At 72.8% G+C, this 22,116-nt stretch carries 22 protein-coding genes and 1 pseudogene; 8 read left to right on the top strand and 15 right to left on the bottom strand.

Going from position 1 to position 22,116, the window contains the following annotated elements; all coding sequences use genetic code 11:
• Positions 1–4: 4 nt before the first annotated feature.
• Entirely contained in the window at positions 5–223 is a 219-nt protein-coding gene (locus ACQEV8_RS22980; RefSeq protein ID WP_432963092.1) for a hypothetical protein, read from the top strand.
• Between the two features lie 24 nt (positions 224–247).
• Here the strand turns inward: ACQEV8_RS22980 and ACQEV8_RS22985 are convergent.
• Both ACQEV8_RS22985 and ACQEV8_RS22990 read right to left on the bottom strand, forming a co-directional pair.
• Positions 248–820, bottom strand: a pseudogene (locus tag ACQEV8_RS22985) (hypothetical protein).
• On the bottom strand, positions 805–1,107 hold the full coding sequence (locus ACQEV8_RS22990) for a helix-turn-helix domain-containing protein (RefSeq protein WP_432963095.1): 303 nt from the start codon (positions 1,105–1,107) through the stop codon (positions 805–807). The pseudogene ACQEV8_RS22985 and the gene ACQEV8_RS22990 overlap by 16 nt, the downstream one beginning before the upstream one ends.
• Between ACQEV8_RS22990 and ACQEV8_RS22995 the strand changes: the two genes are divergently transcribed.
• On the top strand, positions 1,101–1,562 hold the full coding sequence (locus ACQEV8_RS22995) for an aldo/keto reductase (RefSeq protein ID WP_432963098.1): 462 nt from the start codon (positions 1,101–1,103) through the stop codon (positions 1,560–1,562). The two genes, ACQEV8_RS22990 and ACQEV8_RS22995, sit on opposite strands and share 7 nt — an antisense overlap.
• Positions 1,563–1,566: 4 nt before the next feature.
• On the opposite strand, the gene ACQEV8_RS23000 is transcribed toward ACQEV8_RS22995, so the two are convergent.
• The gene (locus ACQEV8_RS23000; protein ID WP_432963101.1) at positions 1,567–3,534 is read right to left on the bottom strand and encodes a protein-arginine deiminase domain-containing protein; all 1,968 of its coding nucleotides are present in this window, start codon (positions 3,532–3,534) and stop codon (positions 1,567–1,569) included.
• Positions 3,535–3,611: 77 nt separating this feature from the next.
• Complete coding sequence (locus ACQEV8_RS23005; protein WP_432963104.1) at positions 3,612–4,568, bottom strand: helix-turn-helix domain-containing protein; 957 nt, start codon at positions 4,566–4,568, stop codon at positions 3,612–3,614.
• Between the two features lie 118 nt (positions 4,569–4,686).
• On the opposite strand from ACQEV8_RS23005, the gene ACQEV8_RS23010 reads away from it, so the two are divergent.
• Both ACQEV8_RS23010 and ACQEV8_RS23015 read left to right on the top strand, forming a co-directional pair.
• Positions 4,687–5,757: a saccharopine dehydrogenase family protein gene (locus ACQEV8_RS23010; RefSeq protein WP_432963107.1), complete on the top strand. Its 1,071-nt coding sequence runs from the start codon at positions 4,687–4,689 to the stop codon at positions 5,755–5,757.
• Positions 5,758–5,892: 135 nt separating this feature from the next.
• Positions 5,893–7,173, top strand: a complete 1,281-nt coding sequence (locus tag ACQEV8_RS23015; protein ID WP_432963110.1) for an MFS transporter — start codon at positions 5,893–5,895, stop codon at positions 7,171–7,173.
• Between the two features lie 58 nt (positions 7,174–7,231).
• Here ACQEV8_RS23015 and ACQEV8_RS23020 read toward each other — a convergent pair whose 3' ends face one another.
• The 6 genes from ACQEV8_RS23020 to ACQEV8_RS23045 all read right to left on the bottom strand — a co-directional run bounded on the left by ACQEV8_RS23020 (position 7,232) and on the right by ACQEV8_RS23045 (position 13,543).
• Positions 7,232–7,891 carry an alpha/beta fold hydrolase gene (locus ACQEV8_RS23020; RefSeq protein WP_432963113.1) on the bottom strand — a complete coding sequence of 220 codons (660 nt, stop codon included), beginning with the start codon at positions 7,889–7,891 and terminating at the stop codon, positions 7,232–7,234.
• Positions 7,892–7,994: 103 nt separating this feature from the next.
• Positions 7,995–8,792 (bottom strand): DUF1295 domain-containing protein, encoded by a 798-nt coding sequence (locus ACQEV8_RS23025; protein WP_432963116.1) that lies wholly within the window; start codon positions 8,790–8,792, stop codon positions 7,995–7,997.
• Positions 8,789–10,102: a class I SAM-dependent methyltransferase gene (locus ACQEV8_RS23030; protein WP_432963119.1), complete on the bottom strand. Its 1,314-nt coding sequence runs from the start codon at positions 10,100–10,102 to the stop codon at positions 8,789–8,791. The genes ACQEV8_RS23025 and ACQEV8_RS23030 overlap by 4 nt, the downstream gene beginning before the upstream one ends.
• Complete coding sequence (locus ACQEV8_RS23035) at positions 10,099–11,352, bottom strand: class I SAM-dependent methyltransferase (protein WP_432972918.1); 1,254 nt, start codon at positions 11,350–11,352, stop codon at positions 10,099–10,101. Before ACQEV8_RS23035 ends, ACQEV8_RS23030 begins: the two co-directional genes overlap by 4 nt.
• 113 nt (positions 11,353–11,465) lie before the next feature.
• The gene (locus ACQEV8_RS23040) at positions 11,466–12,257 is read right to left on the bottom strand and encodes a DUF1365 domain-containing protein (RefSeq protein WP_432963122.1); all 792 of its coding nucleotides are present in this window, start codon (positions 12,255–12,257) and stop codon (positions 11,466–11,468) included.
• Positions 12,254–13,543, bottom strand: coding sequence for an NAD(P)/FAD-dependent oxidoreductase (locus tag ACQEV8_RS23045; protein ID WP_432963125.1), 1,290 nt, complete (start codon positions 13,541–13,543; stop codon positions 12,254–12,256). Before ACQEV8_RS23045 ends, ACQEV8_RS23040 begins: the two co-directional genes overlap by 4 nt.
• A gap of 705 nt (positions 13,544–14,248) precedes the next feature.
• On the opposite strand from ACQEV8_RS23045, the gene ACQEV8_RS23050 reads away from it, so the two are divergent.
• Both ACQEV8_RS23050 and ACQEV8_RS23055 read left to right on the top strand, forming a co-directional pair.
• Positions 14,249–15,046, top strand: a complete 798-nt coding sequence (locus ACQEV8_RS23050) for a YihY/virulence factor BrkB family protein (RefSeq protein ID WP_432963128.1) — start codon at positions 14,249–14,251, stop codon at positions 15,044–15,046.
• A 145-nt stretch (positions 15,047–15,191) separates the two neighbouring features.
• Positions 15,192–15,875, top strand: coding sequence for a DUF4232 domain-containing protein (locus ACQEV8_RS23055; RefSeq protein WP_432963131.1), 684 nt, complete (start codon positions 15,192–15,194; stop codon positions 15,873–15,875).
• A gap of 279 nt (positions 15,876–16,154) precedes the next feature.
• Here the strand turns inward: ACQEV8_RS23055 and ACQEV8_RS23060 are convergent, their stop codons facing one another.
• The 4 genes from ACQEV8_RS23060 to ACQEV8_RS23075 form a co-directional block, all read right to left on the bottom strand.
• Positions 16,155–16,358, bottom strand: coding sequence for a hypothetical protein (locus tag ACQEV8_RS23060; protein WP_432963134.1), 204 nt, complete (start codon positions 16,356–16,358; stop codon positions 16,155–16,157).
• 161 nt (positions 16,359–16,519) lie between these two features.
• A complete protein-coding gene (locus tag ACQEV8_RS23065; protein ID WP_432963137.1) occupies positions 16,520–17,287 on the bottom strand; it encodes a methyltransferase in 768 nt (255 codons plus the stop codon).
• On the bottom strand, positions 17,269–18,228 hold the full coding sequence (locus ACQEV8_RS23070; protein WP_432963140.1) for a methyltransferase family protein: 960 nt from the start codon (positions 18,226–18,228) through the stop codon (positions 17,269–17,271). The genes ACQEV8_RS23065 and ACQEV8_RS23070 overlap by 19 nt, the downstream gene beginning before the upstream one ends.
• A gap of 65 nt (positions 18,229–18,293) precedes the next feature.
• A complete protein-coding gene (locus ACQEV8_RS23075) occupies positions 18,294–19,496 on the bottom strand; it encodes a 4-hydroxybenzoate 3-monooxygenase (RefSeq protein ID WP_432963143.1) in 1,203 nt (400 codons plus the stop codon).
• A gap of 165 nt (positions 19,497–19,661) precedes the next feature.
• Between ACQEV8_RS23075 and ACQEV8_RS23080 the strand changes: the two genes are divergently transcribed.
• The gene (locus ACQEV8_RS23080) at positions 19,662–19,958 is read left to right on the top strand and encodes a GYD domain-containing protein (RefSeq protein ID WP_432963146.1); all 297 of its coding nucleotides are present in this window, start codon (positions 19,662–19,664) and stop codon (positions 19,956–19,958) included.
• A 129-nt stretch (positions 19,959–20,087) separates the two neighbouring features.
• On the opposite strand, the gene ACQEV8_RS23085 is transcribed toward ACQEV8_RS23080, so the two are convergent.
• A complete protein-coding gene (locus ACQEV8_RS23085) occupies positions 20,088–20,861 on the bottom strand; it encodes a polysaccharide deacetylase family protein (RefSeq protein ID WP_432963149.1) in 774 nt (257 codons plus the stop codon).
• Between the two features lie 344 nt (positions 20,862–21,205).
• On the opposite strand from ACQEV8_RS23085, the gene ACQEV8_RS23090 reads away from it, so the two are divergent.
• Positions 21,206–22,048, top strand: a complete 843-nt coding sequence (locus ACQEV8_RS23090) for an RNA polymerase sigma factor SigF (protein WP_432963152.1) — start codon at positions 21,206–21,208, stop codon at positions 22,046–22,048.
• Positions 22,049–22,116: the final 68 nt, after the last annotated feature.

Here is a 22,116-nt window from a genome sequence, read left to right on the forward strand (position 1 = left end):
GACCGTGGAGACGTTCGTGACCGTGGCCGTGATCCTGGGATTGATCGTGGTCGGGGTCCTGCTCATCCGCCTGCTGAACTCACAGCACGGCGACCGCATGACCGCCATCCACTACGGCCGCTCCGGGATGCCGGTCGCGGGACCGGATCCGTCGGCCCGGCGCAAGGCACGCGGGCGACTCCGTCTCAGGCGCCGCGACCGTGAGCAGGCACGGTACGGCTGACAGCCGATCAGGTCGCGAAGGCCGTCAGGACCGCGAGCGCCGTCCCCGCCCGGCCTGCGTCTCCGGGGCCCCGGCCGGTCCGGGGGCGGTGAGGTCGAGGAGGAGCATGGCGTCGTGGTCGGGGGTGCCGGGATCGGCGGTGTAGACGCCGAGGCGCTGGCCGGGGGTGCCCTCCAGCCGCATGCTCTGACGGGTCAGGGTGAGGACGCCGACCTCGGGGTTGTGGAAGGTCTTCTGGAGCTTCTTGCGCCCGATGACGTCGTAGCGCTCCCACAGCCTGGCGAAGTCCGGGCTCTTGAGGGCGAGTTCACCCCTTCAGCCGGGTGAGGTCGGGCGCGTCCGGGCGGTGCCGGCCAGGCCGCGGAGCCGGGCCACACAGCCGCGGACCTGTTCGTCCCAGTCGGGGAAGAGACCGCGGGCGGTGGGGTGCAGGAACAGATAGCGGGCGAGGTTGCGCTGCCCGGCGGGCCAGTCGGCGATCCCCGCGTACAGGGCGAGGCCGCCGGGGTTCCAGGCGAGCAGGTCCATGCTCCGGCTGATCACGTACGCCGGGCCCGGGCGGAGCGTCTCCAGGATCAGCCTCAGGTGCGGGCGCACGGTCCGGCTGGGCGGCGGCGGGGGCTCGGGGGCGTACCGGGCGGCCCGGGGGCGTCGAGCACGGCGGGGCTGGGGCGGGTCTCCTTGCCGCGTTCCAGGCGGACGTAGTAGTCGATGCTCATCCCGGCGAGCGTCGCCGGCTCCTCGCGGCGCAGTCCGGGGGTACGGCGCAGTCCGGGCCCCACGGTGAGGCCGACCTGGCCGGGGAGGGTCTGGGTGCGACGGGCACGCAGGAACTGCCCCAGCTCCGTCCCGCCACCGGCGCCGCCGCTCTGCTCGGATGCCATACGGCCAGTGTCACACCACGCTGACCGACCCGGCGGAGAAGTGGGGGCCCTGTCACTCCCCCCGAAACGGCCCGGACTGCCACCGCGACCGGAATCGCGCGAGGCTCGATCTCCGTAGCCGACCGGAAGCGCCCGGCGGGAACTCGCAGGAGCCGGCACGCACTCGGCCACCCCCGGCGCACCGGTCGCCCCCCGCCCTGACCTCCGTCGCCGAGGCCCACGGCAGGTCCGTCGCCCAGGTCGTGCTGCGCCGGCTCATCCAGCGTGAGGCCGTCGTCATTCCCAAGTCGGTCCGCCCGAACCGCATGGCGGAGAACCTCGACGTCTTCGGCTTCACCCTCTCCGAGGAGGAGATGGCCGGCATCGCCGCCCTCGACGCGGGCACGTCCCAGTTCTTCGGCCACCGCGATCCCGCGATGGTCAGCAGGCTCGGACGGGTCCGCGTCGAGGACTGACCCGCTACCGCGCCGGCTGCCGCCACCACGCGGCGGACGCGTCGCGCAGGGTGTTGGTGCCGCAGTGCACCTCGCCCATGCCGAGGTGGTACGTGTACCAGTCGTCGATGTACGACACCTTCATGCCGACCTTCGTGTAGGCGGCGTCGACGGCCTCCGTGAAGATGTCCTTGCCGGCGATGACGGGCCCCCACTGGCGCGGGGCGAGGTAGCGGTCGCGGCCCAGGAGCACGCCGTTGACCGCGCCGGGCACGTACGCGCTGGTCCGCACCGCCGGAGCCGGCGCCGGGGCCGCCGGGTTCTCGGCGAGCCACTTCTGCTGGCCGCGGTCCCGGAGGCTGTCCACGAGGTCGGACGCGGCGCCCATGCGCGTCAGCCGCGGCACGGGCACGTCCTGCCCCTCGGCGGAGAATGCCTCCGAATCACGGGTGTACAGCGCGGGCACCCGCACGATCTCCTCGTCGGTGACACCCGTCTCGCGCTTGAGGATCTCCAGGTTGGCGGCGATGCGCCGGGCCGCCATCTCGTTGTCGGACACCAGGTGCCGGGAGGCGAGCGCCTGGTCGATTGTCTCCTTGGGCGCGGGGCTGTCGCTGCGGCCCGGGACGGAGAACATCTTCGTCCCGCCGTGGCCGTCGCGCTTGGCATCGCGCAGCAGCCGCAGCCCCGCCTCCGGGTCGGCGACGCCGATGCGCCAGCCGCGCGGGGTGTCGGCGGGCAGGAACTGCACGAACTCGTCGACGTGCCCGACGCCCAGCCAGGAGGTGTCCAGCAGCAGCGGGTCCTGCATGCCCTGCGACTTGAGCATCGTCCGCATCACCTTCGACGGGCGTGCCCCGCTGTCCTTGCGCTCGCCCATGATGATGCGCCCTGCCGGGAAGGAGCGCCCGTTGTGCGCGTAGGGCGGGATGGTCTCCAGGTTCCCGAAGGAGTTGAGCGACCAGTCGTCGGGCTCCGCCGGGTCGGTCACCTGCACGACGCCGATGTCCCGGCCGCGGATCTTCTCGAACAACTCGCGGCCCGCGTCCCGGTCCGGCTGGGCGGAGCGCAGCATCACGCGCATCACCTGCGGTTTGCCGCCCGGCCCGGTCATGTTGACGTAGGCCGGTTCGACGAAGTCCTGGGCCCAGGGGTCGGCGTACTTCGTGAACTTGACCAGCGGTGTGGTGATCCCGGCCTTCTTGACCTCCTTGCCGAGTTCGGCGACGAACTTCTGCTGGAGGCGGCTGTACTCGCCCTCGCCCTGGACCTCGGTCACCATCACCTGCTGGGTGTTCTGCAGTTGATGGTGAGTCAGCAGCGGCGCCACGCGCAGGGTCACGGCGTCGGAGGTGGTCTTCTGCCCGGAGGTCACCGTCAGCCGGACCACCGCACGGCCGTCCCGCTTCGCGGTGTCCCGGACGATGTCGGTGGCCTCGACGCCGAACTCCACGCCGGAACGCAGTTCGGCGGCGGTCAGCCGGGTCGCCGGTGTCACCAGGACCCACGCCCCGGCGCGCTTGAGGAAGAGGTGCGTGTGCTTGCCGCCCGTGGTGATTCTCAGGCTGCCCTCGGCGTTCGCGGACAGGCCGGGCATGGGCACGGAGCGGACCCGGGCGAGGTCGGCTGCGTCCGCGCTGCCGTTGACCTTCGTGTCGGAGCCGTCGTTGCACGCGGCCAGCTTGGCGTCGGACAGGGGTCTGCCGCCCGGCCCGGTGACGGGACACCGCTTGGTGTCGTCGTCGATGTTGGGCAGGTAGACCGCTCCGCGCCCGCCGATGGACCAGCCGTCCTCGCCGCTCTTGTCGCTGCCGCCGGTGACATCGACCCGGCCGTCGCGGTTCACGTCCGCGCGCAGGTCGGCGCGGCCGGCCGTCTCGGCGGCGGAGGCGGAGCCGGCCGGCCCGGCCAGTACGGATCCGGCCGCTGCGAGAGCCAGGACCAGCGACCCGGCCGGAAACAGACGTGGACGTATGTGAGTACGTGAACGCACAGTGCGGTCCTCTCAGTTGGGGGGCGACGCTGTGCAAGAGGCGGAAGAGGGCCTGTGCGTTGCTTGTGAGGGGGTGGTTACCGCTCGAGTGTGGCGTGCCGTGCGCGGAACGTCCGGCGGTAGGAGTCCGGGGGAACACCCACCGTCCGGTTGAAGTGCCGGCGCAGCGTCGTGGCGGTGCCCATGCCGGTGGCCGTCGCGATGGCGTCGACCGTGTCGTCGGTGGTCTCCAGCAACTCCTGGGCGCGACGGATCCGTTGGGTCAGCAGCCAGCGCAGAGGTGTGGTGCCGGTCGCCGCCCTGAAGTGGCGGGCCAGATTGCGCGAGCTCATCCGGGACCGGCGCGCCAGATCCTCCACCGTGAGCGGCCGGTCGAGGCGCTCGATCGCCCAGGGGAGCAGCGCGGCGAGCGGATGGTCGTCCCGCGTGGGTACCGGGGCGGCGACGAACTGGGCCTGGCCACCGGCCCGGTGCGGCGGCACGACCAGGCGGCGGGCGACCGCGTTGGCGACGGACGAGCCGTGGTCGAGGCGGACGAGGTGCAGGCACAGATCCATGGCGGCGGCCTTGCCGGCGGAGGTGAGCACGCTGCCGTTGTCCACGTAGAGCACGTCCGGATCGACCTCGACGAGCGGATGGAGACCGGCCAGAGCCTCCGTGTGGGCCCAGTGCGTGGTCGCGCGCCTTCCGTCCAGCAGCCCGGCCGCCGCCAGGACGAACGCGCCCGTGCACAGGGAAGCGACCCGCGCACCCGCCTCATGGGCCGCGCGGACCGCGTCCACGAGTTCGGCGGGCGGGTCCACGTCGACGTCCGCCCAGCCGGGCACGATCACGGTGCCGGCGTGCCGGAGCCCGTCGAGCCCGTGGTCGGGCTCCAGCCGGAACCGGCCGACGCGCACGGCGTCCGGACCGCAGACCTCGACGTCGTACCAGGGGACGGTCACCGCCGCCGGGGGCGGGCCGAACACCTCGTACGCCAGGGACAGTTCGAAGTGCAGCATGCCCTCGGTGACGGCGAGCGCGACAGTGGTCATGTCCGAAACTGTACGGGGCGTGTCGTTCCGGACACTCACGGCGGTGCGCCCGCCCTCGCCAGGATGGTCACGCCGGGTCAAGCGGATCCGGCGGATCGTTCGAGCAGGGGGAGATGTCATGGGGTCGGCAAGGAGACCGGGGCAGACGGTGGCGGTGTTCGGCGCGTACGGGCACACCGGGCGCTTCGTGGTGGCCGAACTGCGGGAACGCGGGTTCGTCCCGGTCCTCTCGGGCCGTGACGCCGGCAAGCTCCGGGCGCTGGCAGCATCCCTTCCCGGCGGCCCCGGCGCCCTTGAGATCCGTCCGGCCTCGGTCGACGACCCCGCCTCGCTCGACCGTGCCCTGGAAGGCGCCGACGCCGTGATCAACTGCGCCGGGCCCTTCGCCGTGACCGCCGCTCCCGTGATCGAGGCGGCCCTGCGCGCCGGGATCCCGTACGTCGACGTGGCGGCCGAGATCGAGGCCAACCTGGACACCTTCACGCACTTCGCGGACCGCGCCCGCGAGGCGGGAGCCGTGGTCGTCCCCGCGATGGCGTTCTACGGCGGTCTCGGCGACCTGCTGGCCACCGCCGCGATGGGGGACTGGACGGCCGCCGACGAGGTGACCATCGCTTACGGGCTGAGCGGGTGGCACCCCACTCCCGGGACCCGTATCGCGGGCACGGTCTCCCGGGAGCGCCGGGCCGGCCGGCGCGTCCGCTACACGGACGGACGGCTGGAGTACCACGACGACGAGACGACCCTCCTCAAGTGGCCCTTCCCCGGACCGATGGGCACCCGGGAAGTCGTCGGGGAGTTCACGATGGCCGACGTGGTCACCGTCCCCAGCCACCTCGCCGTCCCGGAGGTGCGCACCCATATGGCGACCGAGGCGGCGGGCGACCTCTCGGCCCCCGGCACCCCGGCGCCGACCGCCGCCGACGAGAACGGCCGGTCCGACCAGACCTTCCTGGTCGACGTGGTCGTACGCCGCGGCGACAGCGAACGGCGCGCCGTGGCTCGCGGCCGGGACATCTACGCCGTCACCGCACCTCTCGCGGTGGAGGCCGTCCACCGCATCCTCACCGGCCGCACCCGCACCCGTGGCGTCGCCTCCGCCGGCCGGATCTTCGACGCCCCCGACTTCCTGCGCGCCCTGTCCCCGCACATCACCCTCGACCCGCTCCCGGGGCAGACGGGGTCCTGACGGCCGGAGCGGGGGCTGCGTCCGTCCGACGGGTATGTGCTCCCGGCACCGGCGAGGTTCTGCGGGTGCGCGGGGACCCTCGACGAGAGTGTCCGTATGCGGTATATGCGGCGTATGGCCGGTGCGGGACCGTCCATGCTGACGCGCGTGGTGCTGGCGACGACCATCGGCACCGCGCTGGAGTGGTACGGCTTCATCCTGTTCAGCACCATGAGCGCGCTCGTCCTGAACCGGCTGTTCTTCCCGCCCGGTGACCCGGTCGCGGCGACCCTGGCGTCCTTCGCCACCTTCGCGGTGGGGTTCGCCGTCCGGCCGCTCGGCGCGCTGGTCATCGGGCACTACGGGGACCGGCTGGGCCGCAGGCGGATGCTGGTGATCACGTTGGTCACCGTCGGCCTGGCCAGCGCCCTGATGGGTGCGCTGCCGACGTACGCGACCGCCGGGGCGTGGGCTCCCGCGCTGCTCGTCGTGCTGCGGATGATCCAGGGGTTCGGCGCGGGCGCCGAGTACGCGGGCGCCTCCCTCACCCTGGCCGAGTTCGCGACGCCGGAACGTCGCGGACGGTACGCCGCCATCCCCCCGGCGGGTGCGGCGGTCGGCGCGCTGCTCTCGGCCGGGGCCGTCGCCGCCGTGGCGGCCCTGCCCCCGGACGACTTCCTCGACTGGGGCTGGCGCATCCCCTTCCTGGTCACCCTCCTCGTCACGGCGACCGGCTTCTACATCCGCGTGAGCGTGGCCGAGAGCCCGATGTTCGAGGAGGCCAGGCGGGAGCGGGGAGTCGCCCGGGCACCTGCCGTGGAGCTGGCCCGCGGGGCTCCGCGCACCCTCGTCCTCGGGGTGGTCAGCAGCATCGGGCCGAACGTCGCCGCCTACATCCCCGTGGTGTTCGCGCTCGCCTACCTCACCGAGCAGCTCGGCGTCTCCCGCACCGTCACCCTCGTCGGCGCACTGGTCTACTTCGCGTGCAGCGCGGCGGCGACGCCGGTGGCGGGGGCGCTGGGCGACGCGATCGGCCGCCGGACGGTGCTCGGCTGGGCCATGGTCGCCGCAGCGGCGTTCGCGTTCCCCTTCTTCTGGCTGCTGGACACCGGGGAGGCCGGCTACGTGTGGTTCGCGTTCGGCCTGAGCGGGCTGCTGCTGGGGGCCCAGCTCGGCGCCCAGGCGGGGTTCCTGGCGGATCTGTTCACGACCAGGACCCGGTTCAGCGGAGTCGCCCTCAGCCGCGAGGTCGCTGCGGCGCTGGCGGGCGGCACCGCACCCCTCATCGCGGCCGCGCTGCTGGAGGCGGCCGGGGGAGAGCCCTGGCCGGTGGTCCTGTACATGAGCGTGCTGCTGCTGATGAGCGCGCTGGCGGTGGCCCTGATCCACGGCTTCGGACGGCACGAGCAGCGGGGCGAGGCGGGGCGACGGCCCTGAGGGGGCCCGCAGTGTCGCCGCCGCTGCGCCCGTTCACCCTTCGGGGGGAAGCGATCGGTCAGGGCGGGAGCATGCCCACGGCGGTCGAGGCCGCGAGGCGGTGCCAGTTCGTGTCGCCCCGGAGCATCGCGTGGTCACCGCCCGGTACGAGGCGTACGTCCGCCCGGGCCCCGGCCGCGCGGGCCCGGTCCACGAAGGCCACCGACGCGCTCGGGTCGGTGACGCGGTCCCGGTCCCCGTGGATCACGACGACGTCCTTGTCCCGCAACTGGCTCACCGGGTCGCCGTCCGGGCACCAGGGCGCCAGCGCCAGCACCGCCCGGACCTGCGGCGCGCCCGCGGCGCGCAGGGCCGCGCGACCCCCCATCGAGTGACCCACGAGGACCACCGGGACGTCACCGGCGCGGCGGGCGAGCTCGTCGAGCGCCCGCCGGACGTCCCGCAGGGCGTCGCCGTCCTCCCCGTTCCAGCCGCGCACGCGGTAGCGCACCTCGCCCAGGAAGATCCCGTCGTCCGGGAGCGCGGCGGCGACGGCCCGCACGAAGGGCCTCATCCGCAGGGCCGCCAGATGCCAGGGCCGGGACGGGGCCAGGCCCTCGGACCGGCCGCCGTGCAGGAACAGCACGGCGGCACGCGGCGCCCCGGGGACGCGACGCGGCACCAGCGCGGCCGGCGCGCCGGGCGCCCCGGGGGTGCCCTCCCGATCGTGAACCGTCATCCGCGCTCCTCACACGCCCTCTTCCGGGGGCCCTCCACCTCGGCCCCGGTGGCCGCGATGGCCTTCCCCGCTTGACACTCGGTCGGCTCTCCGTCCCTCCAGCTCACTTGGGTGGCAGTGGGAGGAAGCCGCTGGTCCGGGCCGCGTATTCGGCATACCCCGGACGCTCGGCCATGTGCCGCTCCAGCAGCCGCTTCCCGCTGCCCTTGGTCAGCAGCAGGCTCATCACCACCGGCGCCACCAGGACGGCCGCCGCCGCGGCGGGCGCGTCGCAGGCGATCAGGAACAGGCCCCACCACACGCAGAAATCCCCGAAGTAGTTGGGATGGCGGGTGTAGCGCCACAGCCCCCGGTCCATGATCCGGCCCTTGTTCTGCGGATCCGCCTTGAACCGGGCGAGCTGGGCGTCCCCGACCGCCTCGAAGAACATTCCGACCGCCCACAGACAGGCGCCCGCCGCGGCGAACGCCGTCATCGGTCCGGTGATGTACTGCGCGGCCTGCGCCGGCAGCGACACCAGCCACACCAGGGCGCCCTGGAGCAGATACACCATCCGCAGCGCGTACAGGTTCCGGTTGCCGGGCGCCTTCGCGAGCATCTCCTCGTAGCGCGGGTCCTCGCCGTGCCCGCGCCCGCGCCGGGCGATGTGCAGGGCCAGGCGCAGCCCCCACACCGCCGTCAGCGAGGTGACCAGGATCCGCCGCCCCGGGTCACCGGTGCCCGCCGACGCGAGGAAGGCCGCCACGGCCACCGCGGTGAAACCGAGCCCCCAGGCCGCGTCGACGATCCGGTGCACGCCCTTGCGCACGGCGACCGCGAAGGTCACCAGCATCACGGCGAGAGCGGCCCCGGCGGACCACGCGAGGCCGGTCGCGAACGCGGCCCAGGCGAAGCCGTTCACGGCCCCTCCAGCCCGGTGTACCAGTCCTCGGGCGTCGAGGGCATCCCACCGCACCCCTCAGCCGTCGGCCGTACGCAGAGCAGCTGGTCCACTCCCATGCGCCGCTCCTCGAAGGCCTGCGCCCCGCCCGCCAGGTACAGCCGCCACACCCGGGCGGACTCCTCGCCGACGAGTCCCACGACGTCGTCCCAGCGTTCCTCCAGGGTCCGGTGCCAGGCTCTGATCGTCCGTACGTAGTGCTCGCGCAGCGACTCCACGGACCGCACCTCGAGCCCGGCCCGCTCCAGCAGCCCGACCGTCTCGCCCACCGGCCGCATGTGCATGTCGGGCGCGATGTACGCCTCGATGAAGGCACCGCCCCCGGGCGCCGTCCGCCCGCGCGACATCTGCTGCACCAGCACCCGGCCCAGCGGCCGCACCAGCCGGTGCAGGGCGGCGGCGAAGGCCGGGTACTCGGCGTCCCCGACGTGCTCGCCCATCTCGACGGTGGCGACCGCGTCGTAGCCGCCGCCCGTGATGTCCCGGTAGTCCTGGCACACCACCTCCACCCGGTCCTGAAGACCCCGCTCGTACACCTGCGCACGGACGTACGCCGCCTGCTCCCGGGCCAGGGTCACCGCGGTGACGCGCGCCTCGTGCCGCTCGGCGGCGTACAGGGTGAGCGAGCCCCAGCCGCAGCCGACGTCGAGCAGCCGGGCGCCGGGCACCAGGCCGAGCTTGCGGCAGATCAGCTCCAGCTTGGCGCGCTGGGCGTCGGCCGGGGTGAAGCCGGGGGCCTCGCTCGCCCAGTAGCCGCACGAGTAGGCCATGGTCTCGTCGACGAGCAGCCGGTAGAAGGCGTTGGACAGGTCGTAGAGGTGGCTGATCGCGGCCCGGTCGCGAGCCCTGCTGTGCAGGCCGCCGCGCAGCCGCGCCTGGGAGGCCGGCGGGGCCGGGGGCGGGCCGACGGCACCGAGGCTCAGGGCTGCGCCGACCGCCCGCGCGCGGTCGCCGGCGCTCAGCCGGGATGTTTGCCGTCCGCGCTCCCGCGCGGCGGCCCACAGGCCGCGCAGCCCGTCGCCGAGGTCGCCCTCGATGTCGAGCTCTCCCGTGACGTACGCCTGGGCCAGGCCCAGTTCGCCGGGCTGCCAGAGCAGGCGGCGCAGTGCGTGCCGGGACCGTACGACGACCACCGGGCCGCCGTCCGGTCCTGCCTCGCTGCCGTCCCAGGCGCGGACCCGCACCGGGAGGGGGCCGCCGAGCGCGGTCTCGGCGGCGGAGACGAGCCGGTGGGCGGCGCCGGGGCGGGTGAGGGTGTCGGGGGGAGTCATCGGGGCGTGGCCTCCTTGGTGAGCAGGTACTGCTGCACGTCCAGGTAGCCGGAGCGGAATCCGGCCTCGGAGTAGGCGAGGTAGAACGTCCACAGCCGGCGGAACGTGTCGTCGAAGCCGAGCGCGGCGACCTCGTCCGCGCGCCCGGCGAAGCGCTCGCGCCACAGACGCAGGGTCTCGGCGTAGTGGGCGCCGTAGGCGTCCCGGCGGGTGACGCTCAGCCGGGTGTGCTCGCGCACGGTCTCGGCGACGGCCTCGACGGAGGGGATCAGACCGCCGGGGAAGACGTACTTGGAGATCCAGGTGAAGGTGTCCCGGGCGGCGAGCATCCGCTCGTGGGGCATGGTGATGGCCTGGAGGGCGGCGCGTCCGCCCGGGGCCAGCCGCTCGTCGAGGACGCGGAAGTAGACGGGCCAGAACTCCGCGCCGACGGCCTCGACCATCTCCACGCTCAGGACGGCGTCGTAGGTGCCGCGTGCCTCCCGGTAGTCGCACAGCTCCACCGAGACCCGGTCGGCGACACCGGCCGCCGCGGCGCGCTCGCGGGCCAGGGCGGCCTGTTCGCGGGAGAGGGTGAGCGAGGTGACGTGCGCGCCGCGCGCGGCGGCGCGGATCGCCAGCTCGCCCCACCCGGTGCCGATCTCCAGCACCCGGCTGCCCGCCCGCACGCCGGCCAGGTCCAGCAGCCGGTCGATCTTGCGGTGCTGGGCGGCGGCGAGCAGGTCCCAGTCGGCGGGGAAGCCGCGGAAGAGGGCCGAGGAGTAGCTGAGGGTGTCGTCGAGGAACAGGGCGAAGAGGTCGTTGGACAGGTCGTAGTGGCGGCTGATGTTGGCGCGGGAGCCGCCGGGGGTGTTGCGCTGGACGTCCGGCCGGCGCTGCGCCCACAGCCCGCGCAGTCGCTGCAGCGGGGCGGGAACCAGCTCGCCCATGCGTGCCGCGAGCACGGTGAGGGCGGCGACCAGGTCGGGCGCGTCCCACTCGCCGGCCATGTACGACTCGCCGAAACCGACCAGGCCCTGGCTGCCCACGCGGGCGTGGAAGGCCCCCGGGTCGTGGAGGTCCAGCACGGGACCGCCCTTCCCGAGCGAGGTGCCGTCGGGGAACCGGACGTGCAGCGGCAGGTCCCGCAGGGCACGCCGTACGACGGCTGCCGTGATCGCGGTCCGGGCCCGGGAGGCCTTCGGCGGCCGGGCCACGTCGGGCCGGCGGGACGCGTCCACGGCCATGGTCTCGGCACCGGTCTCGGCCATGGTCTCGGCATCGGCCTCGGCACCGGTCTCGGCCATGGTCTCGGCATCGGCGTCGGCACCGGGGGGCACGGCCTCGGTCCGCCCCGTGTCGCCGGGTCGGAGCTCGGCTGTCGTCATGCGGGGTTCTCCCTGTTCTGGTCGTCGGGGCTGTCCTGGTGGTCGGCGCTCGGGCGATCGGGTCGGGGCCGGACGGGCAGTCCGCGCAGATACAGACGGATGCCGTGCAGACGGATGGCCGCGGACACGGCGAGCGTGGACCAGGGCCTGCGCAGCGCCAGCCGCAGCAGTGTTCCCGTACGGGCTTCGTGACGGGCCCCGCGCACGGTCGCGGTGAACGGCCTGCCGCCCTCCCGCTCCAGGTGCACGGTGAGGTCGAGTCGGGCCCCGGGGGCGGGCAGCCGCATGCGGTAGCGGCCGTCGACCGGGAAGAACGGCGAGACGTAGAACTCCTTGCCCACCTCCGCCGTCCCCGAGGCGTCGGGGCGCAGCAGATAGCAGTGACGCTCGCCGTAGGTGTTGTGGACCTCGGCGACCACGCAGCGCACGGTGCCGTCGGGGCCGTGGCACCAGTAGACGGTGAGCGGGTTGAAGACGTACCCGAACACCCGTGCGTGGGTGAGCATCACGACCCGGCCGCCGTCCAGCCGCACCCCGTGGCCGGCCAGGAAGGCGTCCAGCCCCGCGCGGATGGAGGGGTGCTCCCCCGAGAAGTGGTCGCGCGGATCGAAGCGCGCCAACGGGCTCAGTACGCGGGGGAGTTCGGGGAGCCGGTCGGGGTCGACGAGCCACATGTAGGTGCGGTGGCGCAGCGCGTACCGCAGGGGCGTGGTGCGTACGTGGGCGATCGCGCAGCGGTAGAGGGCGGGGGCCGGCACCGGTACGGGTATGAGTGCGGGAGTCGTCACCAGCGCACCCCCAGTGCCGCGGCGGCCGCCACCCCGGACCGGCAGCCGTCCTCGTGGAAACCCCAGCCGTGGTAGGCGCCCGCGAACGCCGTGACGGGCCCCGCCAGTTCGGGCAGCCGCTGCTGGGCGGCCACCGACTCCGGGGTGTGGACGGGGTGTTCATAGACCATGCGGGCGCGCACCAGGTCGGGATCGACACGGTCCTCGCCGCCCAGGGTGACGACGAACGTCTCGGGGGCGTCGAGCCGCTGCAGCCGGTTCATGTCGTAGCTGACCCGCACCCGGTCGGCGCCTGCCCCGCACGACGGCATCAGGTAGTTCCACGACGCCCGCGCCCCGCGCGCACGCGGCAGCAGCCGGGTGTCGGTGTGCAGGAGCGTGCTGTTGCGGGAGTACCGGAAGGTGCCGAGCACCTCCTTCTCCTGCGGCGTGGCATCGGCCAGCAGCCGCAGGGCCTGGTCGGGGTGCGTCGCGACGACCACCGAGTCGTACGACCGTGTGGTGCCGTCGGCCGTGGTGAGGCCGACGCCGTCGGGATGCCGCCGCAGGGCCCGGACCGGAGCCGCGAGGCACACCTCGTCCAGCCGGGCCGCCACCCGCTCGACGTACGAGCGGGAGCCGCCGGTGACGGTGCGCCACGTGGGAGATCCGCTCACCGAGAGCAGCCCGTGGTGCTCCAGGAAGCGGAACAGATGGGCGGCCGGGTAGCGCTGCGCGCTGCCGGCGTCGCAGGACCACACCGCCGACACGAGCGGCGTCATGAAGTGGGTGCGGAAGTAGGGCGAGAAGCCCTCGGCGTCCAGGAACTCCCCGAGGGTGAGGTCCTGCCCCGCCCCTCGCCCGAGGTGCCGCCGTGCGGCCCGGTGGAAGGCGGGCACCTCGGTGAGCAGCCGCAGATAGGCCCCGCGCAGGGCGTTGCGGGGCCGGGCGAACAGTCCGGCGGGGCCACGGGCACCGGCGTACTCCAGACCGCAGCCCTCGCACCGCACCGACATGCTCATCTCCGACTCCTGCGTGGTGACGCCGAGCTCGCCGAAGAGGCGCAGGAGGTTCGGGTAGGTGCGGCGGTTGTGCACGATGAAGCCGGAGTCGACGCGGTACGTCGCGCCGCCGGGCGAGGCCAGTTCGTGGGTGTGGGCGTGCCCGCCGAGCCGGTCGTCGGCCTCGAAGAGCGTGACGTGATGCGCGTGGGCGAGCACGTACGCGGCGGTCAGGCCCGCCACCCCGCTGCCGATCACGGCCGTGCGGCGCCGCTCGCGCGCGGCGTTTCCCGGCACCTGTGACATCGCCTCTCCTCCTGGTCGGACCTGGGCACGGACACGGACTCCGACGTGGGTCTCGCACGTAATCCGGAGCCGCCGCGCGAGCGGATTGGACCGGGCCGCCACCAGGTACTTCCGGGCGCGGACGCCGTACGGATGCCGGAGCGGCCTGGGAATCCGGAGCGGATCCGCCCCGCTCCCAGGGCCCCGGATTCCCCACGTGACGCAGGACGAGAGGAAACCCCGCCACTCCCGCATCCCCGCTGCGGCCGGCGCCTGGCGCGCTCGGTACGTTCAGCGGCGTTCCGGCGGACTGCCCGGCGCTCGCCGTCGCCGGACTCGTGTCGGTGGGTGTGCGTCCGCAGGCCGGCCCTGTCATCGCGGTCGGAGGCGCGGCGATCGATCGCGCATCCGCCGGCATCAGGGACTGGGCGATCCTGCCGCCCCCGTCGCCCCCGCCCCCGCCGCCGCCCCGCCCCCCGCTGCCCCGTCGCCCCCGAGGTTCCCCGCGGAGCCCGGCCGCGTATCCACGACATCTCCCGGTCGCACCGGCCGCCTACAGTGTCCGTACGTACCCCCGTCCGCCTCAGCACGTCCGCACGTCAGGCCCCCCATGTCCGCTGAACCGCACTCCCCGGCAGCCCACCCCCGGCCACCGGCACCACCCCCGGGCTCGGCGACCGGCCCGCCCGGCCCTGGGCGGCCGCCCTGCGCCGCACCCCGGTGTCGATGTGGCACGACGACGTGTCGGACTTCGCCGCCGCCCTCACCTACTACGCCATCCTGGCCGTGCTGCCCGCCCTGCTCGTCACGGCCATCGCGTTCGGCTTGATCAGCCCGGGCACGGCCGAGGCCTTCATCGCGCACGTCACCGCCTACGCGCCCGGCCAGTCGGGGGCCCCGCTGCACGACGTGCTGTCCCGCACCCTGCACGACGGTTCGGCCGTCTGGACCCTGCTGTTCGGCGGCATCGTGAGCGCGCTGTGGTCCGCCTCCAGCTACCTCGCGGTCTTCCGCAGGGCCCTGCACCGTATGCACCGGGTGGCCGACAGCCGCTCGCCCTGGCGCAAGGCGCACCGCATCCTGCTCACCGCGCTCGCCCTGCTCGGTCTGCTCGTCCTCGGTTCCCTCGTCCTGCTGCTGAGCGGCCCCGCCGCCGAGAGCGTCGGCCGCTATCTCGGCCTCGGCGCGATGGCCGCGTGGACCTGGAGCCTGCTGCGCTGGCCCCTCCTGCTGTGCGTGGTGGCCCTGCTGGTCGTCATCGTCTTCCACACCGGTCCCCGGGCGGCCCGCACCCGCGGCCACAGCCTCCCCGGCGGAGCCCTGGCAGCCGCCCTGTGGCTCACCGTCTCCGCGGGCTTCGCCCTCTACGCCTCCGCACTGAGCACCTACAGCAGGCTCTACGGTTCCCTCGCCGGAGTCGTGGTCTTCCTCGTCTGGCTGTGGCTGTCCAACCTGGCGCTGCTGGCCGGCGCCCAGTTCACCGCCGAACTGAGCGAGCCGGAGTCCCCACGCCGCCACATCTGAGGCTGTGTCACAGGCGCGTGACAGCGATGTCCGGGACATGAGACGGCGTGAACCGGAGCCCGGGAGCGACCGTCTTGATGATCGTAAACGCGCGGTACCAATCACTTGGTGTCCCGCATTTGTCGTTCCTTGGAGGATTTCCGCGATGAACCGTCGTCTGCGCACCGCTCTCGCCGTCACCGCCGTGATCGGCTCGGGCCTGCTGATGACTGCGTGCGGGGGCGGTGACGAGTCGTCGGCGTCGGATTCCCCGGCCGCATCCTCCGGCCAGGCGAGCCCGACGGCGTCCAGCGGCGGCGACAGCAGCGGTTCGGACACGTCGAAGTCCTCCGGCGGCGCGGCCGCCGGCAGCGGCTCGTCGGACAAGTCCGGTACGGGCGGTGGCGACTCGGCCGACGGCGACTCGGCCGGCGACAAGAGCGGCTACGGGCAGAGCTGCGGTACCAACGACATCTCCTGGAGCGTGAGTTCCGAGTCCCAGGCCGGCGGCTACTTCCTGATCAAGGCCACGGCCAAGTCCGGCATCACCTGCGTCCTGCCCGCCGAGCTGCCGGTCGTGGCCTTCGGATCGGACGGCACGCAGGCCGGGCCGGCGGAGCAGTCGGCGGGTCAGCCGATCACACTGCGCGCAGGCGTCACCGCCTACGCCGGAGTCAACCCGAAGACCACCAAGGAGGACGGCGGCAAGGAGCTGGACAGCCTCATCGTCTCCGTCGCCGACGACGACCCGAACCCGGAGTCCCTGAAGGTCGATTCGTACGTCGTCGACAAGCCGGTCGTCACCAGCTGGCACACGTCCGCCGCCGACGCGGTCCCCTTCTCGGGCTGAGCACCGGGGACAACTTCCAGGAGCGCGCAGCCACATCACGCTCCCCCTTCTCACCACTCGATCTCGCCCTCACTTCACACCCTCTTCCAAGCTCCTCTGCGCCCTCCGTCACCCTTTGGAGGAGGGCCGCCGAGAGGACATCGATCGTGAACTACCTCAGTGACGCCGGCGCGGCCGGCCACTGAGCCGGTAGCCGCCCGCCGTTCGTCACGCTCCAAGGGCCGGACCACCGTGTGGTCCGGCCCTTCGGTCTGGCCGAGAATCGAGCCCGGCCCGTCCTCAGACGGTCAGCTCCCGCTGCCGTTCTGCCATGGCCCGCACCGCCGAGCCCGAGACGAGCACCGCTGACAGAGCGGTCAGGCCGGTCAGGATGTCCTGGACCTGCGCCGCCGGCGCATAGACGATCACGATGACGATGAGCAGGGCCGCCCAGTTCCTCGGGCGGGCGATGGAGACTACAGAGCGAGTTGGAGCCACAGTCATTGCGGTACCTCCTGGTCCTCGTTACTGCTTGGACTCATAGTGGCGTCTCCGCCGCCAGGACGTCCGTTGAGCACCCCGGTCAAGGTCAACGGTCCCTCGAACGGGCGATCGTGGAGGCGAGTTGTATGCGACTCGGCCCGTCGAAGCCCCCAACCTCGGTGTCAGCGGCGGCTGGGGTCCGAGGCCGGCCGGGCCTTCCTGACGTGCAGCACGTTGCCGTCCAGGGGCAGCGGAGTCCGGTTCACCAGGGCCAGGCCGGCGTCGGCGAAAAGGCGGCCGTAGTGACCGGCCTGCCGTTCCCGCCCGCCGACGTTGCACATCATGTGGAGATCCCAGGCGGTCGCCAGCGAGACCGATCCGTCGGAGGGCAGGACGCGCTCGACGACGAGCAGATCGGCGTGATCGGGCATCGCACGGGCACAGTGGCGCAGGATCTCGCGGCAGCGCTCGTCGTCCCAGTCGTGCAGGACGCGGGACAGGACGTAGACGTCACCGCCCCCGGGCACGTCCGCGAAGTCCCCGGCCAGGAAGTCGCACCTCCCACCGTGACCCGCCTCCTCCAGCCGCATGCGAGCGGCTTCGACGGCGTGCGGACGCTCCAGCAGCACTCCGTGCAGACGCGGGTGCGCGGCGAGGACGCGCCCGAGCAGCTCCCCGTTGCCACCCGCGACATCGACCACCGTGCCGCCGGCCGGCGCCTCGGCCGCGGCGGCGAGCGCCGGATGCGCGGGGACCGGATCGAACATGGCGGATCCCGCGGCCATGGACTGGTCGAAGAGTTCCGCGAGGCGCGGATCGCGGGCGAAATGGTCGAAGTGGTTCTCGCCGAAGACGTGCTCGAAGGCGACCTGTCCCGTACGTACGGTGTGCTCAAGCCCGGCGAAGGACCGATAGAACGGCCCGCCGTACATCAGCGCCAGCGCCCGCATCGACCCCGGGCCCCGGCCCGCAACAGCGCGCCCAGCCCGGTGAGCCGGAAGCCCGCGTGCCCTTCCTCCACCACGCCCAGCATCGCGAGATAGCGCAGCAGCGTGGCCAGATTCCCCGGCCGCGCGCCGACAGCCCGCGCCAGCTCCGTGACAGCGATCCCTCGCTCGCCGTCCATGGCGTCGGGCACCCGTAGCTGAGCGAACGTGGCCAGTGCCTGGGTCGTCCACGCCCCGGTGAGCAGGCGCAGGAGCGTTCCGGCGGGCTGTCGTGTGCGATGCCCGTCGAGGTGGTCGGCGAGCACGTCGCGGTGGTCGCCGGGGACGTACAGCTCCACCCGCCGGTACCCGGCCTTGGCCTCGGCGGACACGCCGAAGTAGAAGACCGTGCCGTTCTCGTGCGGGTTGTGGCCGCCGCCGTCCGGGACGGCTCCGTGGCGCGCGAAGGCCGAGGCGAGGCCGCGCAGCACCAGCGGATCGGGTGCCACGACCTCGAAGGCGACGTGCGCCTCGTACTGCCGCTCACGCTCGCACGCTGCGATCTCCTCCAGCCCCGACCCCGGCGGCACGGTCAGCGCGAACACCTCGACCGTACGGTGCTCCCCGTCCGTGCCGGCCACCGCGGGGCGCAGGATCCCGACGTCCAGCTCGGCCGCCGGCCGCCGATGCCGTACGGCCAGTCGCTCGCGTACGACGACACTCGGCCGTGCCGGCGGGCCCGCGACGAGTCCGCATGCGCTCAGCATGGCGCGCAACTCCGCCTCGTCCGACGGAAAGACGAGCAGCGCGGCATGGGAGAAACGGCAGTGCTCCACGAGAGACCGCAGCTCCGGACCGTCGAGCCCGGGGAACAGGAGCGGGAGCAGGGCGGCGGTGTCCTGCTCCCTGACGAAGTCGACCGTCGCGAGCAGGCGGGACGTGTCGCCCGACAACGTCGTGATCATTGCGGGGATCCTCATTCAGATCTGGGATGACGAGGGGGAGGGAGGGGAACGCGGAAAGCCGGACCTCAGACGCCGACGTAGTGCTCGGCGAACCAGTCCTGGAGGCTGCGCGACGTACGCAGCGAAGCGAGGCGGGAGCGCCGCAGGGAGTCGTGGAACAGGGAACGGCCGTCGGACGTGCCGTACGAGCCGTGCAGCAGCCGGATCATCCAGTGCGAGAACTCCTGCGCACGCCAGATGTACGCCAGGCACCGCGCGGAGTAGGCGTCGAGCCCCGCGGAGTCGCCGTGCAGAAGGTCGTCGACCAGGGCGCCGGCGAGGATCTCGGCCTGGAGGACGGCGAGGTTGGCGCCCTTGGCCGCGGAGGGGCTGACGAGCCCGGCGGCGTCGCCGGCGAGGAACAGCGAGCCGTGCCGCAGTGGTTCGAGCACATCGGACTCCAGGTCGACGACGCCCCGCCGCACGACACGACCACGGTTGAGCGGACCGTACTCCGCTCCCCGCATCCGCAGCTCCAGCTCGTCCCAGATCCGTTCCTCGGACCAGGCGTCGGCCGGGATACCGCGCTCGCACTGCAGGTAGTAGCGGGTGATCTCACTGGTCCGCGCCATGTGCCCGGCGAACCCCCGCTCGTGCACGGCGTACCCGACCGCGTCCAGACTGGGCGGCGCCTCGGCGAGCAGCCCGAGCCAGGTCACGCCGTGGTCGCAGTGGTACCGGCGCACCGAGCCGGCCGGCAGCGACCGCCGGGCCGCGCCGTGCCGCCCGTCGCACCCGGCCACATACCGCGCCCGCCACCGGCCGGGCCGCCCGTCCGCCCCGCGCACGGTCACCGCGGGCCGGTCGGTGTCGGCGTCCAGGACGGCGACGGCCTCCGTGCCGAATTCGACGCGTCCGCCGGAGGCGAGGAACCGCGTCAGCAGATCGGTGACGAGCTGCTGTTGGGGATAGACGGTATGCCGCTCCCCCTGCCCGAGCGCCCCGTAATCCAGCCGGAACCGGCCGTCAGCGCTGCGGAACTCACACACACTGTGCGCCCGCCCCCGCCGCAGCAGCCCCTCGGCCAGCCCGTGCCGCTCCAGGATCCGCACGGTATGGGCCGCCAGGAACCCGGCTCGCGCCCGCGTCTGGACGTACGCCCGCTCGGCCCGCTCCAGGACGACGCAGTCGACCCCCCGCTCCTGAAGAAGATTCCCGAGCACGAGCCCGGCCGGTCCGGCCCCGAGGACGACCACGTCGGTCGTGCTCAGGGTCTGCCTGTCTGTCACGAGACGGGATAGTAAGTCCAGCCAAGGGGCTTACTTGACGAAAATCACCTGAACGAGGGTTGTCACGCTCGTCTTACCCACTTCGGGTGCGCATATTGAGCGTGTTTCACGCCTTCTGTTCAGAATCGGTATCGCGATGCGTTTCCTCACGAAGGTGAAAAGATCATGCCGACATATGTCACGTTGCTGAACTGGACCGATCAAGGGATCCGGAACTACAAGGACACCGCGAAGCGTGCCGATGCCTTCGCCGCGGGGGTCCAGAAGCTCGGGGCAAAGCTTCTGACCCTCTACTGGACCGTCGGCCCGTACGACCTCATGGCCGTGGTCGAAGCGCCCGACGACGAAACCGCCACCGCGGCTCTCCTGCAGCTCGGCGGAGTGGGCAACGTCCGCACGACGACCCTGCGGGCCTTCGGCCAGGAGGAGATGACTCGCATCATCGCCAAGGCCGCCGGCTGAGGCGTGTCAGGCCGGCCACGCGAGGGCGCCGGGGAGGACGGCCGCGACGCCCCATGGCGACAGAAGGTGCTCTCGCCGTCCGCTCGGGCGCGTAGGCCCTCTGTGTCCATCGAGAGCGGGCCGTGTTCCTCAGCGCACCGGGAAGCCGCAGGAGTAGCCCTGCTCCTTGAGCCAGGGAAGGATCCGGCGCAGGGCCTCGACGGTCTGGGAGCGTTCGCCGCCCGCGTCGTGGAAGAGGATCGTCGGCCCGTTCGGCAGCTCCCGCTCGACGGTGGCGACCATGGCCTCCGTGCCCGGCCGCTCGAAGTCCTTGGAATCGACGTTCCAGCCCAGCGGGCGCATCCCCCGGGAGGCGGCCAGCTTGCGGCTGTAGGGGGTGAAGGCCCCACCGGGCGCCCGGTAGTACATCGGCCGGACGCCCCCGGACGCCCTGGTGATCATGCGCTCGGCATCGAGGATCTGCCGCGCCTGGTAGGCCTCGGACTTCTTGTCCATGGTGGTGTCGTGCGACACCGAGTGGTCGCACAGCCGGTGCCCGGCCGCGACCACCTTCTTCACGAGGTCCGGGTGGGCCTGTGCCTGCGTCCCCACCATGCAGAACGTGGCCTTCACTCCGTACTCCCGCAGCACGTCGAGCACTTCAGGGGTCCACACGGGGTCGGGGCCGTCGTCGATGGTGATGTTGACGCCGCGCGCTCCCTTGTCCGAGGCGTGCGCGATGCCCACCGCGACCGGCTTGACGTCACCGCCGGGCGTGGCCGACGCGCTCGCCTTCGGCGACGAGCCGTCCGTGGCACCGGCCTGCGCGGTCCACACCGACGCACCGGTGGCGAGCAGCGTCACCCCGAGCGCCGCCCCGACCACCTTGCCGTACCAGCCCCGCCCGCCGCCGTGCCGCGCCATGTCCGCCCCGCTTCCCGCAGTTCCTCGCCGATGCCCGGTCACCGTGCGACCAACTGGCATGACGAGAAGCGGCGGCCACGGGATCCGTCCGTTACCGAGCACGGACAATCTCGGGGGAGAGCGCGGACAACTCGACGGCTGCGGGCCGTCGGTCCCGCCGCTGGCTGCGGTGCGCACACAGGCGAGGCCGCCGGCGGTTCCGCGGCCTGTCCTGATCCTCCGGCCTCCGGGTGCCAGTAACGCAAGGTCCGCCGCCCCGGGCGTGCGTGGCGAAGAACGGGGTACACGCCGCTTCGTCGGCCCGGGCCGACAACCGCTGGGTCGGCCGACTGGGAGAACTGATCATGACGACAACCGTGCACGCTGTCGCTGAGACCACCACGGGCCTGCCGGACATAGCGGACCCCTCGAAGGTGGCGCCCAAGGACGCACGGGAGTTGTCGAAGGTGTTCTTCGACCAGCTCGCCGTACTGGAGGAGGGGACACCCGAGTACCAGTACGCGCGCAACACGCTGATCGAGATGAACATGTCCCTCGTCCGCTACGCGGCCGGCCGGTTCCGCAGCCGCGGTCCGGGCGAGATGGAGGACATCGTCCAGGTCGGCATGATCGGCCTGATCAAGGCCATCGACCGGTTCGAGCTGACCCGCGAGGTCGAGTTCACCTCCTTCGCGGTGCCGTACATCGTCGGAGAGATCAAGCGGTTCTTCCGCGACACCTCCTGGGCCGTGCACGTGCCCCGGCGCCTGCAGGAGGCGCGTGCCCAGCTGACCCGCGCCACCGAGGAACTCCGCAGCAGGCTGGGCCGCACGCCGACCACCAAGGAACTGGCCGAACTGATGTGCCTGCCGGAAGAGGAGGTCCGCGAGGCCCGTCTGGCGTCCAACGGCTACAACTCCGCCTCCCTGGACGCGGCCATCAACACCGGCCAGGACGGCGAAACGGTCCTGGCCGACTTCATCGGCACCGAGGACACCGCCCTCGAACTGGTCGAGGACTTCCACGCCCTGGCACCGATGATCGCCGAACTCGGCGAACGCGACCGGCGGATCCTGCACTGGCGCTTCGTCGAGGAGCTCACCCAGAAGGAGATCGGCGAACGCCTCGGCTGCTCCCAGATGCACGTCTCGCGCCTGGTCTCCCGCCTTCTGGCCCGCCTGCGCGAAGGCATGCTCACCAACGCCTGAGTTTCGGCGAGGAGGGGACGCGGCGGACCAGCGGCGCCGTTCACCACGACCCAGCCGCGCATCGGACG

Source organism: Streptomyces sp. CA-179760, assembly GCF_050937045.1.
Classification (GTDB): Bacteria; Actinomycetota; Actinomycetes; order Streptomycetales; family Streptomycetaceae; genus Streptomyces.